This window comes from Streptomyces sp. NPDC020192 (assembly GCF_044388685.1).
GTDB lineage: Bacteria > Actinomycetota > Actinomycetes > Streptomycetales > Streptomycetaceae > Streptomyces.
In genome coordinates this window covers 25767-39679 of the sequence record NZ_JBIRXG010000045.1, presented here as the reverse complement: position 1 = coordinate 39679, position 13913 = coordinate 25767, and the positions used below count along the sequence as shown (strand labels likewise).

The 13913-nt window shown below is 68.8% G+C and carries 11 protein-coding genes and 3 pseudogenes; 5 read left to right on the top strand and 9 right to left on the bottom strand.

Annotated features, from left to right (window positions below):
* The first annotated feature begins 177 nt into the window (after window positions 1-177).
* A complete protein-coding gene (locus ACH47Z_RS42745) occupies window positions 178-336 on the top strand; it encodes a transposase domain-containing protein (protein WP_399084577.1) in 159 nt (52 codons plus the stop codon).
* Here ACH47Z_RS42745 and ACH47Z_RS42740 read toward each other — a convergent pair.
* The 3 genes and pseudogenes from ACH47Z_RS42740 to ACH47Z_RS42730 all read right to left on the bottom strand — a co-directional run bounded on the left by ACH47Z_RS42740 (window position 261) and on the right by ACH47Z_RS42730 (window position 3087).
* Window positions 261-818, bottom strand: a pseudogene (locus ACH47Z_RS42740) (GNAT family N-acetyltransferase). The gene ACH47Z_RS42745 and the pseudogene ACH47Z_RS42740 overlap by 76 nt on opposite strands.
* Before the next feature lie 355 nt (window positions 819-1173).
* Window positions 1174-1797: an HAD-IA family hydrolase gene (locus tag ACH47Z_RS42735; RefSeq protein WP_399084563.1), complete on the bottom strand. Its 624-nt coding sequence runs from the start codon at window positions 1795-1797 to the stop codon at window positions 1174-1176.
* 84 nt (window positions 1798-1881) lie between these two features.
* Complete coding sequence (locus ACH47Z_RS42730) at window positions 1882-3087, bottom strand: MFS transporter (protein WP_399084560.1); 1206 nt, start codon at window positions 3085-3087, stop codon at window positions 1882-1884.
* A gap of 90 nt (window positions 3088-3177) precedes the next feature.
* On the opposite strand from ACH47Z_RS42730, the gene ACH47Z_RS42725 reads away from it, so the two are divergent.
* Both ACH47Z_RS42725 and ACH47Z_RS42720 read left to right on the top strand, forming a co-directional pair.
* A complete protein-coding gene (locus ACH47Z_RS42725; RefSeq protein WP_399084557.1) occupies window positions 3178-3939 on the top strand; it encodes a DeoR/GlpR family DNA-binding transcription regulator in 762 nt (253 codons plus the stop codon).
* A gap of 399 nt (window positions 3940-4338) precedes the next feature.
* Window positions 4339-5195, top strand: a pseudogene (locus ACH47Z_RS42720) (GNAT family N-acetyltransferase).
* Between the two features lie 40 nt (window positions 5196-5235).
* Here ACH47Z_RS42720 and ACH47Z_RS42715 read toward each other — a convergent pair.
* The 3 genes and pseudogenes from ACH47Z_RS42715 to ACH47Z_RS42705 all read right to left on the bottom strand — a co-directional run.
* Window positions 5236-5478: pseudogene (locus ACH47Z_RS42715) on the bottom strand (ATP-binding protein); the annotation flags it as partial.
* Window positions 5479-5595: 117 nt separating this feature from the next.
* On the bottom strand, window positions 5596-5934 hold the full coding sequence (locus ACH47Z_RS42710) for a hypothetical protein (RefSeq protein WP_399084553.1): 339 nt from the start codon (window positions 5932-5934) through the stop codon (window positions 5596-5598).
* A 5-nt stretch (window positions 5935-5939) separates the two neighbouring features.
* Window positions 5940-6449 carry a Mu transposase domain-containing protein gene (locus tag ACH47Z_RS42705; RefSeq protein WP_399084550.1) on the bottom strand — a complete coding sequence of 170 codons (510 nt, stop codon included), beginning with the start codon at window positions 6447-6449 and terminating at the stop codon, window positions 5940-5942.
* A gap of 69 nt (window positions 6450-6518) precedes the next feature.
* Between ACH47Z_RS42705 and ACH47Z_RS42700 the strand changes: the two genes are divergently transcribed.
* Window positions 6519-7217 carry a VOC family protein gene (locus tag ACH47Z_RS42700; RefSeq protein ID WP_399084547.1) on the top strand — a complete coding sequence of 233 codons (699 nt, stop codon included), beginning with the start codon at window positions 6519-6521 and terminating at the stop codon, window positions 7215-7217.
* A gap of 75 nt (window positions 7218-7292) precedes the next feature.
* Here ACH47Z_RS42700 and ACH47Z_RS42695 read toward each other — a convergent pair whose 3' ends face one another.
* From ACH47Z_RS42695 to ACH47Z_RS42685, 3 genes are all read right to left on the bottom strand, one after another.
* The gene (locus ACH47Z_RS42695) at window positions 7293-7820 is read right to left on the bottom strand and encodes a transposase (RefSeq protein ID WP_399084544.1); all 528 of its coding nucleotides are present in this window, start codon (window positions 7818-7820) and stop codon (window positions 7293-7295) included.
* Window positions 7802-7960, bottom strand: coding sequence for a hypothetical protein (locus ACH47Z_RS42690; protein ID WP_399084541.1), 159 nt, complete (start codon window positions 7958-7960; stop codon window positions 7802-7804). The genes ACH47Z_RS42695 and ACH47Z_RS42690 overlap by 19 nt, the downstream gene beginning before the upstream one ends.
* A 1158-nt stretch (window positions 7961-9118) precedes the next feature.
* Window positions 9119-10675: a helix-turn-helix domain-containing protein gene (locus ACH47Z_RS42685; protein WP_399084538.1), complete on the bottom strand. Its 1557-nt coding sequence runs from the start codon at window positions 10673-10675 to the stop codon at window positions 9119-9121.
* Between the two features lie 501 nt (window positions 10676-11176).
* Here ACH47Z_RS42685 and ACH47Z_RS42680 point away from each other — a divergent pair.
* Complete coding sequence (locus ACH47Z_RS42680; RefSeq protein WP_399084535.1) at window positions 11177-13807, top strand: choice-of-anchor P family protein; 2631 nt, start codon at window positions 11177-11179, stop codon at window positions 13805-13807.
* The last annotated feature ends 106 nt before the right edge of the window (window positions 13808-13913 follow it).

Genomic DNA, 13913 nt, shown 5'->3' with positions numbered 1-13913 from the left:
TTGGCAGCGTTGGGACCGCATCCAGGAGTGGCTGGTGGCTCACCACGGGTTGTTCACGGCTGCCCTGTTGGGATGACTGACTCAGAGGTCAAAGCCAATGCCGTTGACTTTGGGCCGTGTTGACGGTTCAACGGATACCAGGGGTGGGCTTCCGTGGCTGCTCGGCTGGTCGATCGCATGGCGCTTGGGGATCTCACGTCGGTGTTTCCACGGGAGTTGGTGGATGCTGTGCTCGGGAAGAGTCAGCCCCGTGAGGTGCGTCAGCGGCTGCTCCCGCCACGGCTGATGGTGTACGCGATCGGGGACCACATGCCGAACCACTGCTCAGCGCCGTAGGCCTCGAACCGCTCTACCTCGGTGAAGCCAAGCTTTGGCGCGAGGCGCATCGAGCGGACGTTGGCGGTCTGGGTGGCGAGTACCACTCGTTCGCCAGGAAGCGCGTCAGCGAACCAGCCCAGTGCCGCTGCGCACGCCTCGGCGGCGTATCCGCATCCCCACGCCTCCGGCAGGAACAGGTAGCCGAGCTCGGTCTTCCCGGCAGCTTGCCGAAGGTGCCCCGTGTCTCTGGCGAGCGTGATCTGGCTGATCATCGCTGCGTCGAGATCGATCACGAAGAAGCCAGGCCGCCGTCAGGGGATCTCAGGCACCTCGCGTTCGAGCTCATCACGCGGCCGGGGGCCACCGAGGTAGGCGTGCACGTCCGCTGAGGCGAACAACTCGATGAACGCCGCACGGTCCCGGGCCTCGGACTCACGGAGCACGAGCCTCTCGGTCCTGATCGGGGCCGGCGGCCAGGCGACGGGTCCAAGATCAGTCATGCCGACCAGCCAATCAGCAGGCTTGGTAGCGATCAAGACTCGCCGACCGGTCAACTCACCTGCCCGGGCCCGTCCGGTTCTGACGTCATTTCTCGTGAACGTCCACGGCCCCGCCGGCCGCCCATCGCCACCCAAACTGATGGACAATCGCTGCTGCTTCGACAGCACCGTGGGGCCTTGAGGAATCGAACGGCTGGGGTGCCTCACCCGCTCCTGGATCAAGCCCCGCGGGCCTGACGCTGGTGCCCCTCCCCGGGTCTCGGGCGCTCCGTGCACGTCCTCGTGCTGATGACCATGGGCCCGGGCCGCTGCGTCATCGCACTGAGGCCGCATTCGGCCGCGGCAACGAGGTTGGTCAGCCAGCGCGGGATAGCAGCCAGGTGTCGATGGCCGCTGTCAGCTCGTCGGGTTGGGTGAACAGGTGTGCGTTCATGCCGATGGCCTGGGCTGCGTGCACGTTCTCCTCGCGGTCGTCGATGAACAGGAAGTCGGCCGGTGCGGCCCGCAGGGCGGTGACGCAGTGGTGGAACGCCGCCGGGTCCGGCTTCGCCGCACTGATCTTCCCGGAGAAGGCGACGTGGTCGAGGTTCCGCAGCCAGGGCTGCGCGGCGAGGAAGGCGTCAGCGTGGTCGTCGGGGATGTTGGACAGCAGGGCGACCTCGGCGCGGTCTCGCAGGCGCTGCACGTAGGCGACGATGCGGTCGTCGACCCGGGACCAGCTGTCGATGTCGGCGAGCCGCAGTTCCTCGATCGTGTCGGTATCGACGGGGCGTGACAGCTGTCGCAGGATGGTGGTCCAGTACCCGGCCGCGGTCTGCTGGGCGGCGTCGTAGGGCGGGCGGCAGGCCCAGTAGGTGTCGGCGAAGGCGTCGGCGGGTGCGCCGCAGAGGGTGGCCATCTGTTCCAGGGCGCCGGGGCGTTGGTGGCAGGCGATGACTCCGAAGAGGTCGAACAGCACGATGTGTCGGTCGGTGGACATGGCGGTGGTGCTTCCTGGCCGGGGCGGTTTCGAGGGTGGGCGGGGCCTGTGCGACACGGTGTCAGGGTCGTGCCGCACAGGCGGTCAGTGGCTGCTGGACGCCAGCTCGGGTTCCGGCTCGGGCGTGGCGCCGGAGCCGGAGCGCAGGACGCCGGCGGCCAGGGCGGTGGCCGCGCAGAGCAGGGTGAGCAGCAGGAAGGTGTGGTTCAGTGCGGTGAGGTGGGTCAGCCAGCCGATCACGGCGGGTCCGGCGAGCATGCCGAGGTAGCCGAGCCCGGCGACCCGGGAGACGTTCGCGCCGGCCGCGGCGGGGTCGGTGTGGCCGGCCGCGCTGAACAGCTGGGGGATGCAGCCCGACAGGCTCAGGCCGAACAGGGCCCAGCCCACGAACGCGGCCCATGTCGACGGGGCGAACGCGGCGATCGTGATCCCGACGGCGGCCGTGGCCGAACCGTAGCGCAGGACGGCCATCGACCCGAACCGGGCGGCGACCCGGTCCGCGAGCAGGCGGCCGGTGGTCATCGCCGCCGCGAAGGTGCCGTACCCGAAGGCCGCGAGGCCCGCCGGAGCACCCAGGACGTCTTTGAGGTGAAGGGTGCTCCAGTCGTTGGCGGCTCCCTCGCACAGCATCGTCGTCAACGCCAGCGCGGCCAGGATCCAGATCCGCCTGACGGTGCCGCGCCGCCTGGCGGCCAAAGCCTGCTCGGCAGGGGTGGCGGCGACATTGGCGGGTGTGCCGGGCAGCAGGCCGCGGGCCAAGGCCAGCGCGATCACGATGCCGAGCGCGGCGCAGGCGCCGAGCGTGGCGGCCGGGCTCATGCCGGCACCTGCGGCGCCCGCCGCGGCGAGGGCGGCGATGACGCCGCCGATGGAGAAGGTGGCGTGGAAGGCCGACATGACGGGCCGGCCGTAGGCCTTCTCCACGTGAACGGCATGGGCGTTCATGCTCACGTCCAGGCAGCCGTTGCAGAAGCCGAAGACCAGCAGGGCCCCTGCCAGCATCCACGGGTCCCGGGCCAGGCCGGGCAGCATCAGGGTGGCGCTGGCCAGGACACCGGTTGCGGGGACCACGAGGCGTGGTCCGAAGCGGTCGGTCAGGGGGCCGGCCACCTGCATGCCCGCGAAGGCCCCGAGCCCGAGCAGCACCAGCAGGCTCCCGAGGGTGGCGTGGTTGATGCCGACCCGTGTCTCGATGGCAGGGATGTGCACCACCCAGGTGCCCATCAGGGTCCCGGCCAGGACGAAGTAGATGAAGGTCGCCGCGCGAGCGGCTCGAAGCGGAGGGTTCACACTCCCACCGTAACGAACAACCTACATGTTTGAAAGTCGCCCTTTCGAACATGTTGCATGTGCATTCTAGGGTGGTGTTCAATCGCGCGTATGAGCAATGCAGACCGTCACTCCGTGATCGCACAGGCCGTCAGGGAGGCGGGCCAGGTCACCGTCCAGGACCTCGCCGCGCTGACCGGCGCATCGGAGATGACCATCCGGCGTGATCTCGACGTACTCGCCGGGCAGGGCGTCCTCGAACGCGTCCGCGGCGGCGCGCGGACCCTGCTGCTGCGGGGCGAGGAGCCGCCGTTCGCGCTGCGCGCCCGCGAGGCCGTCGACGCCAAGCGCCGGATCGCCGCCGAGGTGTCCTCCCTCATCGCCGACGGCGAGAGCGTCCTGCTGGACAGCGGCACCACCTGCCTGGAGGTCGCCCGCCTTCTGCGCGAGCGGCCCGTCACCGTCATGCCCCTGTCCCTCCAGGCCATCCACGTCCTCAGTGACCCCCCGGGCCCGGCGACGCTGATGGTGCCCGGCGGACGGCCCCGCGCCGCCGAAGGAGCCCTGACCGGCCCCCTCACCCTCGCCTCCCTGACCGCGCTGCGCTTCGACACCGCGGTCATCGGCTGCTGCGGACTCAGCGCCACCGAGGGCCTGACCGCCTACGACCTCGACGACGCCGCGGTGAAGAAAGCCGGCATCGCCTCCAGCCGTCGCATCATCGTCGTCGCGGACGGCGGCAAGCTCGGCCGCACCGCCTACGCCCACGTCGGCCCCGCCATGCTCCTGCACACCCTCGTTACCGACACAACGGCGCCTGCCGACGAGGTCTCCGCACTCGAAGGTTCCGGCACCGTCGTCAAAGCCGTCTGATGAAACCGCCGCGCCGCAGCCCTGCCGATGACGAGGCACTCACCTAGGCCCTGTCGTCAAACTCCCGTCGTCCGCCCGAAGGGCGGGCCCTGCGGCGTCAGGTGCGTGCTATCGGCGTGCCGGGCCCCGGCCCTCGTACTGGATGTACTTGGGCCCGGGCCCGGTGCGGCGAGAGTGCGTGCATGCCGTCGCGGGGCAGGCGGGAGTTTGACGACAGGGCCTAGGGAGCGAAGAGCAGCGGCCATGGCCGGACCAGCCGCATCGACCAATCGAACAGCCCGAGAGGCCCAGTGCTGTCGAAACTCCAGCAACACCCAGCGGCTTGAGGGTCTTCCTCCGTGGTGAGAACGGTTGCCGTCGGTAAATCTCGGGTGCGGTGCAGCGTCCTCCCGTGGTGGGATGCGCCGCATGAGCGACTCGCTGCGTATCCGCATCGAGCAGTACTACGCCACCGTGCCACTGCTGTTCTCTGACGCCGAAGAGTTCGGTCCCTTGCGGCTGTTCGTGCGAAGGAAGCCAGGTGCCCCGTACTACGGCGGTCCCAGCCATGCCCAACCCACCGCGGAGGGGGCGTCGGCGGTCACCGCCGCTGACATCGCCCGGGTGCGGTTCCGGCAGCGCGAGCTCGGCGTGGTGGAGGCTTTCGAGTGGCTGGCCGAGGCGGCACCGAGGCTGCGTTCCCGTATCGAGGCTGCCGGTCTGCCCGTGGCGGAACGCCCACTGATGGCTTTGGACCCGCACCACCAGCTCGACCCGCAGCCGTTGCCGGACGGAGTGACGCTCCGCGTTCTGACGGCCGATGACCCGGCGTTGCCCGAAGTTCTCGCCCTTCCTCGCCTGGCCTTCGGAGAGGAGGGCACTGCGGTTGGTTCGGCGGGTCGCAAGGAGCTGTCGGTGGTGGCCGGGGAACTGACGGAGGACGGCACGGTGGCAACGGTCCGCCCCACCATCCGCGCCGGGCACAAAACGCTCATCGCCGCCCTCGCCCCGGACGGCACCCCACTGGCCGCCGGCCACTACCACCCGGCGAACGCCACCACCGAGATCGGCGGCATCGGCACCCTTCCCACCGCCCGCCGACAGGGCCTGGCCGCCGCCGTCACACGGCGGCCCTGGTCGCCCACGCGCGTGACAACGGAGTGAACACCATCTTCCTCGCCTATGCAGCGGACGCCGTCGCCCGCATCTACTCACGCCTAGGTTTCCGCCCCGCTGGCACCACCCTTCTGATCGCCAACCAACCCGCGCGATCATAAGTTCGCAGACTGTGGCTCGTGACTTTGGGAGGATGGGGCGTCATGTTGTGGCGGCCTGTTTCGCCCTGGCCCGGGACTGGGCGAGACGGTAAGAGTCGGTACCGGACTCGATGATCGTGCCGTTGAAGGTGAGCCGGTCGACGATGGCTGTGCAGAGCCGGGGGTTGGTGAAGGTCTCGGTCCAGCCGAAAGCCTCGTTGGAGGCGATGGCGACGCTGCTCTTCTCCTCGCGTTCCGTCAGAACCTGGAACAGCAGTTCGGCGCCGTGTTTGTCGAGCTCCAAGGTAGGACATCTGCTCGCGGGCAGCCTGCTCGGCCAGGTCCGGGAACTTCCCGCGGATGGTGGGCAGCCGGAGCATCCGGCAGGCGCCGACCACGGCGGTTTCGGCCGCCTGCTCGCTCATCCGGCGGCGGCTGGTGGCGTTGCCGGCATCTGCTCTCCCTTGCTGGCAGCGGTGGTGCCGCGGGTGCGGCCAAGGAGCTGGTCGTAGGGGGCCGGTGAAGGAAGCGGCCGGGTGTCGGGCGGGAGATGAGCCAGCCGGCGCGCGGTCAGGAAGGTGACGGTTGGTTCCCGCCGCCGCGGCTCGGGCTCGAGCAGAGCTGTGTCGGCGTCGTCGGCTTCCTGTGCCTTGCGGGCCTCCAGCGCGACGGCGTCCCCGGTCAGCGCTCCCACCCGCAGGGTGGCGGCGAGCCCGGCCACCAGGTGCTCGTGCGGGATCCGTCGGCCCAGCAGGAGCACGTCGATCAGGGCCCGGGTGCCGCCGCGGTCGCCCGGGCCTTGCAGGCCACGGCCCACCACGCGTCGTGGACCGGGGTGAACTTCCCTGCAGCTTTGGCCTGTTCGAGCGCGGTCGCCCCGGGCAGGGCGCCGGGCTTGCGCACCAGGGCTTCCAGGTAGTGGTCAAGGACCAGCCGTTCCCCGCCTTTGGCGATCAGCCGTTCGTGCCGGGCGATCTCTGTGCTGCCGTCGTAGACGACCAGCTCGTTGGCGTGCAGCACGGCCCACACCCGGCGGCCGATGAAGCGGACCGGCACCGAGTAGCAGTTGGTGCGGACCGAGATCCGGCTGTGCCGGTCCACCCGCAGGGCGAAGGTGCGAATGGTGTCGAACGGCTCGTCCGGCAGCGGCTTCAAGAGGGGCTGTTCGACGGCGAAATACTCGCCGATGGTGCGGGGCCGCATCCGGATGCGGCGGGCATCGTCTTGTTCGTCCCACTGCTCGACGAGCAGGTTCAGCTCGGCTAAGGGGTCCACCTCGACGAGTAGTTCCGAAGTGCCGCATGGCCGAGTGGGGTTGTCGGACCTGCACGCTACGTTGAGCACATGACCTACGTAGAGAGCAAGATGGAGCGCATCAGGCCGCAGCAGTTCCACGAGACCGTCGGCGTGGAGGACTGGCGCGTCGTGGGCGATGGGGCATGTGCGTACTTCCGCACCGGGTCGTTCGCGGTCGGCGCCCAGTTCGTACAGGCGATCAGTGAGATGCCGCGGGTTGGGGACGATCACCCGGATATCGACGTAAGGCAGGAGGGCGTGATCGTACGGCTGATCACGGTCACGGACGACTACTACGGGCTGACCGAACGGCACGTCGAGCTGGCCCGGCAGATCTCGGAGGTGGCCCACACGCTGGACATACCGGCTGACCCGTCCGCCGTGCAGACCGTCCAGGTCACCATCGATGCCCTCACAGGTTCCGACGTGGTGGCGTTCTGGCGTGCCCTGCTCGGCTACCAGGACCGCGCGAACAGCAGCGAGGACCTGATCGACCCGCGCCGCCGCGGGGCACCGTTCTACTTCCAGCAAATGGACGCACCGCGCCCGCAGCGCAACCGGGTCCACGTAGACGTGTGGTTGCCGTACGACCAGGCCGAGGCCCGGATAGCCGCAGCGCTCGCGGCCGGTGGACGCCTGGTGAACGACGCCGACGCGCCGTCGAACTGGGTGCTGGCCGACCCCGAGGGTAACGAGGCGTGCATTGGCGTGGCCGGCCCGCCCGGGCCGGCCACCGACCGACCGTGAATGTCCCTGCACGACGAGACCGTGTCGCCGGTTGGGCCGAGACACGGTTCCGTTACCGTCAGTGATCGAACGCGGTCAGTGACCGTAGGCTGGGTGCACCGGTCTTGTGGTTGTGCCAGATGGCGGCGGCCATTGCGAGGACCCGCTGGGCGACCCGGACGGCGACACCCTCGAAGGTGCGTCCCCGTGCTGTTCGAGATCCAACTGCCCCTTCAGCGTGTCGTTGACCGACTCGATCAACTGCCGCACCGACTTCAGCAGGCACTCGCCCTTGCGGCGCTTCTCCCGCTTGAAGGACGGCCGGAGCAGTTCAGCGCCGCCCATCGCGAGGTCGTTCTCGAACTCCTTGGAGGCGAAGCCCTTGTCCGCGATGACCAACAGCCCAGGACGGTCGGTGGCCAGATGAGGCTCGCAGTCCAGCATCGAGGCCAGCACTTCCCGCTCGTCGATCTTCGGGTTCGCGAGTGCCCAGGTGATGGGCATCCCGGCCGGGGTGCAGACCAGGTACAGGCGCAGACCCCAGAAGAACCGCGAGTGAGAGGCGCAGTACCCGTATCCGGCCCAGCCGGCCATATCCGACCGCTTCACCGTGGGCCGGGACATGTCGCCGGCACCGGCGTGGAGTCGACGATCCAGTGGTTGTCGAACCAGAAGTCGCTGTCCACGGCGAGCAGCCGTATCGCCTTCTTGACCACTGGCAACGCGGCCCGCAGCCTCTTGTTGTATCCGGGCCGTTTGGGCAAGTACGGACTGAGTCGCTCAACTGTGGCGGCCTGCCTAGGCATCGGCGGTCTCCGATCTCGTCGTCGACCTTCACATACAGTCCGGTGATGAGGGCGTGCACATGGCCTTCGAAGAACGCTTCCTGCCCGCCGGCCGCGAAGATCCGGTGCACTGACATGCCCGAATACGACAGGCGGAAGCTGAACAGGTAACAGACCACCGTCTGTCCGGCCAGACGCACCGTCACATCCCCGAAGCCGACCTCCGCTTCAACGCCGGGGCGATGCAACTGCGGCACGAACGCCTCAACGGGACCACGTCCGGCCATCGCGCGGATCTCACCCCGGCGAACCGCGACGCAATCGCGGACCATGCCGTAGGAGATGCCATGGGCCTGATGCTCCTCAAGCAGCCGGTCCAAGACCGCTTCGCGGTGTGCCGCCGCTTGCGCGGAGCATCCAGATCGGCCCGCAGCATCTGGTCGACCAACGGCTTGTACGGATCCAGGCGCGCCGGCCGAGGCGGCAGCTTCTTACGCGGCCTGGCCAGGCCGACTCCCGAGCGTTCTGCACCGTCGGGTGGCCGACACCGTACTTACGCATCACGGCCCGCTTCGACAACCCGGCACGGCAGTCCCTGCGGATCGCCGCGGACAACTCGACCTTGGACTTCGGCGCCATCGACGCCCCCTCACAGCACGGAGCATGCCGATGCTCCCACCGCAAGCCCTCCGGTGTTGCCGACACGCACCGACACTCGTACACCTCAACCCGAGGCGTTCACGGCGCTGACCGACATGCGGTCTCGAAACTCATCGACAGACCCACCGGACACCGAGCACCCAACCAGCCACAACACCAACTGACTGTGACGCGGTACACCCACTGGCAAAAACCGCAGCTCATCACACACAAACTGACCAACACCACCCACGAAGCCCAACAGTCAATCTGCGAAACCCAGGTCAGCATGCCCATCACTGCGCAGATCCACTGGCCAACGACACAAGCAAACACACGGCACCACATCACCCCAAAAGGCGAACACGGCGCTACAAGCCCGGCGCCAACAACACCCCACTTCGTCAGCACCCTTCAGCACCAAATCGGTACCACGACTTCAGCGGGCCGCCAGCCCAAAACAAGCCCGCTCCCCTACTGAAAACCAACCGCCGAACATCAATCGGCCAGCAAAGCGAGACGGGGCACTGCGCTCCGCTCAGCCAAGTCGAGGGCCTGTTGTGCGAGCCACTGGTCGTGGACGGCGCTCGGGGAGCGCAGCAGGGAGCGTTGGAGCAACGCCTCGCTCCGCGCCAGGCGTTTGCGTACCGCGGATGCCGAGAGGGACAGTGCGGCGGCCGTCGGGCCGATGCGTGCGTCGAGGCGCAGCCAGGTGGTGAGCGTCTGCGCGATGCAGATCGGGACGCCGGGCATCTGCAACGGGCGGAACCGGCGTTGCGCCCACGCCAGGACGTGGGGCAGCGCGAGGAGTTCGTCCAAGGAGGGCGCCGGAGCCTCGGGGTCCCCCGTGCGGGGCTCCAGGCCGGGCGGGGTGCCGGCGGCGGTCGCACGGAGTGCGAGCGCCAGTGCGGCTTGGTCGGCGAGCCGGTCCAGGTCAAGGCCCAGCAGCTTCTGTATAAGTGTGAGACGCGCCGTCAGGGTGTTGCGGTGGATCTTCAGATGGACCGTCGCACGGGACGAGAAACTGAGCCATGACGCCGCGGTGGCCAGTAGTTCCCTGCTGTCCGGGTCCTGCGGGCGCCGTGCGCGGTGGGTGCGCAGTGGCGCGAGGAAGACCGTGGCCCAGGCCTGTGCGGGCGGCCCGATGGTGAGCGCCAGGTCGGGATCGGCCGCGAACGAGGCGTACCGTTCGGCGCGTTGGCGGGCGGCGGCCAGAGCGTGGAAGGCCTGGGCGTAGCCGGTGGCGGTGTCGCGTAAGGGTACGGGGTCGCTCATTCCGATCCAGCAGGCGTTCGTCGCGGAGCGGGGCCAGGCCGGCTCGGCAGGGCTGCCGGGGTGTGTCTCGGAGCTGGCAGGCGTCAGCACCATCAGGTGGTCGACGTACACGGGGCACGGCACGATCCACGCGTCGTCGACCGCTTTGGCCCATGCGTCCGCCACCGCGCCGCGTATCGCGTACGGTCCCTCGACGACGTAGATCCGCGCCACGTCGGGCAGTGCGGGGCGTAGGGCTCCGGCGACCTGGCGTGCGGCGGTCACCTGACCGTTCATCAGCAGATGCAGGACGGCTTCGCGAGTCCGAGCATCGGCAAGCTGGAGCCACTTTTGCTGCCGACGGGTGTGCTCCAGCTGCCAGCACAGGCTCAGGCAGGACGCGGCGTCCGCGAGCAGTGGCCGCAGACCTGGTGGCGTCGGCCGGCACAGTACGGCGGCGAGGAGCGGTGCGCGGACGCCTGGCGGGCTGTCGAGGGGAAGAACGAGGCACGCGAGGTGCTCCTCGTCGATGGCCACGGACCTGAGTCCCCGTGCGGTGATCTCCCGTATCCCGTGCCGTACGAGATCGTACTCCGCCCTGCCGAGGGGGGACCGGAGCGGGGAAGTTACGATGCCCGAGCGGTTCACCAGGAAGACGGCGGCCCCGGTACGCGCTGCCAGCCAGCGGAGCAGCCGTGCGGTGCCCCCCTTTCGGGCGGCACGCTGCATGTTCAGCACGTCCTCGGCCCGTCGAGTCCGTTCGGCCGCCGCCGTGTCCGTACGCGGATCATCACCGTGCATGTCGCTCCCCCAAGAGACAGCCGAATCCGTTCGGCCGGAGCGTATCCGTGGCTCTGTCAGGCGGGCAAAGGGGCTCGCTGTGCGGTTCTGCACCGGAAGGACCGCATCGCAGTGCAAACAGGTCCTTCGCGCCGAGCCGCAGCCGTCATAGGTTCTGGTCCGCCTTGCGCCGGATGTACAGGCAGGCAGTCTGAACGTCCACACCTGCCTCACGGGGGATGGCGGCAGCACCCTGCAGTCCGCCGCGGACACCCTGTCACTGATAAAAGAAGAGAAGCTGTGAGGACATCAGTGAGGACACCCCGCGTCACGAGACTTGGGGTCGCGCTCGTCGCGACCGTGATCGCCTTCGCCGGTTCACCGAGCCAGGTCGCGTCGGCAACCGCAGCCCGCGGTCATGCCGCTGTTCCCGCTGCAGGTACCGCCACCACGAAGAGTTTGCGCCTTGACGGGGTCCAACTGCGGGTCTCTTCCAAGGACCTGCCAGAGGTACCGTTCGCCGTGAGCGCCCCAGGGGACTTGTCCCAGAGCGCCTCGGCCACCACGATGACCCCTTTCGCGAACTTCGCCATCACCACTGTCCCGTTCGGCAAGACCATGCCAGGCAACCCCGACCTCGGCGTGGCCTCGGCCGCCGAAGCTGCAAACTGGCAGCGGCAGTTGGCCTTGGCACAAGGCGGCGTCCCGCAGAAGGGCGTAACCATCTCCGCCTTCGGACAGAAGCCGACCGGCATATACACGCAGCCGCGCGTGGACTTGGACCAGTCCGGCCTCTCCGCGATCGACCGTTACACCTGGGTGCTCGCGGCAGGCAACCGACTGTGGGTGATCCGGGCCGAGAAGGATCACCGCTACGCCGACGCTTCGAACTTCGCGCACGACCTGGTCATCTCCTCGCCCAAGCCCGACGTACCCACCACGATGTCCACGGCGGCGCACACGGCCGCTCTCACCGCCGCGCCCAAGGCGACGAGCGCGGGAGTTCCCGGCATCGGGTCCAGGCCGTCGTGGTGGAGCGGTGACTGCGACGTCAACCACGCCCCCGGCGAGACGATGCAGAACTCTTGGCAGGGGTTGGAGTCCTGCGGCAACTTCAGCGGCGGTCACTCGCACGGAACCGAATACCAGACGACCTTCCCAGGTGGCGGGCCAAAGGTCAGCGAGTTCCAATGCGTGGAGCTCCCCACCCGCTATGCCTATCAGGCGTGGGGTATCCCGGTCCAGTCCGTCGGCCACGGCTACAACTTCGCCAACGCCTACAACGGCCTCACCGACCGGGCCAGCGGCCAGAAGCTCGTCATGTACGGGCACGGAAACCCCTACACCACTGCTGAACTGCCCAAGGTGGGCGACGTCATCGCCTCCGGCGACATCTCCGCGAGCAACGGTGACGGCCACGTCGGCATCGTCGTCTCTGCCACCTACGACCGGAACTACTCCGCGACGCTCAAGGTGATGGACGAGAACTTCAACCCCGGGGGCAGTAACACCATCATCGTCTCCAACGGCGTCGTCCACCCGTTTCCCGGCATGGTCGGCGTCAGCTGGCTCCACGACCCGGCAGGAAGCACACCCCCGCCGCCACCGCCATCAGCGCCGTCCCTGACGGTGCACGGCATCAGCAACGGGCAAGCCCTGACCGGCCCGATCACGCTCACCGCCAGCGTCGACAACAACACCAGCGACGGGAAGGAGAACCTGACCCACGAGCACTACTACATCGACGGCACCCTGGTTGCCGGAACCGACGGTGCCGGCGAGGGAAGCCTTGGCGGACCGCCGTCGGGGTCGACGTCACCCGGGTACGCCTGGACCCTCGACCCGGTGAAGCACACGGGTAGCAGCACCAAGGTGGCCTCCTGGACGATACCGGCGAACCTTCTGACCCCAGGTGTGACGCACCAGATCTGGGCCGACGGGACCAACAGCGCCGGAGAGACCGGTACTTCGGCGAAGATCGGCTTCACTGTGCCGAGCGGCCCGAAGCCGTCCGTACTGACGTACACCGGCCCAAAGACCGCTGACTATCACGACGCCTTCACCGCGTCCGCCAGCCTGACCAGCGGCGGGAAACCCATCACCGGCGCGACCGTCTCGTTCGCGCTCGGCAACGGCGGCCCCGGCCAGACCTGCTCGGCCACCACCGACGCCAACGGCTCGGCGAACTGCCCACTCACCCCCGGCCAGGCGGCAGGCTCGACCACACTCACCGCCGACTTCACGGGCAACGACCAGACGCTGCCGAGCCACGCGACCGCGGCGTTCGCCATCACGCGCGAGGAGACCACCCTCACCTACAGCGGGCCGAGCCATCTCACCAACGGCGTGTCGGCAACACTGTCCGGCATCCTGCGGGAAGACGGCGCGGCGCCTGTCGCCGGCCGCCCGGTGACCATCGCGATCGGCAGCGGTACCGCGCAGCAGAGCTGCACCGGCAACACCGACGGATCCGGCACCGTGTCCTGCACCATCCCGACGCTCAACCAGCCGCTGAACGACACCGCGACCCTGCCGGTCACCCCGACGTTCGCCGGCGACCCGTTCTACCTTGCGTCCACCGGACCCGCGACGGCCCGGCTGGAGTACTTCACCGGGCGGGCGTTCGGCTTGTCCGCACAGGTCAACGCGCTGCTCCTGTCGTTGAAGGTCCCACCGACGCCGGACACCGGCGCGATCCGCACCGCGCAGGCGAGCAGGACCGCTCCCCCGTGTACCGCGACGGTCAACACCCTGTTGATCAACGCGGCCGCGCTGTGCGCCGACGGGAGCACCGCATTGACACCCGGCACGGCGACGATGACCGCGTCGCTGCAGCAGACCACGATCGGTCTGCCGGGCCTGCCGCTGATCGGACTGGGCGGCGTCACCTCGACGTCGGTCAGCACGTGCTCGGAATCGCACGGTAGCGCCACGATGAAGCTGACCATCGCCGGCGTGCCGGTCACCGTGCCGACCGCACCGAACAGCGTGATCAAACTGGCCGGCGGAGCCGAACTGATCATCAATGAGCAACTGCCGACACCCGGCGCGGACCACGGCCTGACCGTCAACGCGGTACACCTCATCGCCCTCGGCGGCTTGGCCGACGTCGTTGTCGCATCCAGCACCAGCGGCGCACACAACTGCGCCTGATTCCCGATCGACCAGGCCGGAGGTGCTGCCCGTGGGGGCAGTACCTCCGGCCCCTGCGTGCTGCAGCCGGCTCAAGGTGCACTCTCGGCCCGGCTGCCGAACCAGC

What these genes read in the sequence shown, in the direction of transcription:
- ACH47Z_RS42735 (WP_399084563.1), bottom strand. Translation starts at nt 1,797, where the DNA reads ATGTCCACCGACCGACACATCGTGCTGTTCGACCTCTTCGGAGTCATC.
- ACH47Z_RS42745 (WP_399084577.1), top strand. Translation starts at nt 178, where the DNA reads ATGGCGCTTGGGGATCTCACGTCGGTGTTTCCACGGGAGTTGGTGGAT.
- ACH47Z_RS42685 (WP_399084538.1), bottom strand. Translation starts at nt 10,675, where the DNA reads ATGCACGGTGATGATCCGCGTACGGACACGGCGGCGGCCGAACGGACT.
- ACH47Z_RS42700 (WP_399084547.1), top strand. Translation starts at nt 6,519, where the DNA reads ATGACCTACGTAGAGAGCAAGATGGAGCGCATCAGGCCGCAGCAGTTC.
- ACH47Z_RS42695 (WP_399084544.1), bottom strand. Translation starts at nt 7,820, where the DNA reads ATGTCCCGGCCCACGGTGAAGCGGTCGGATATGGCCGGCTGGGCCGGA.
- ACH47Z_RS42725 (WP_399084557.1), top strand. Translation starts at nt 3,178, where the DNA reads ATGAGCAATGCAGACCGTCACTCCGTGATCGCACAGGCCGTCAGGGAG.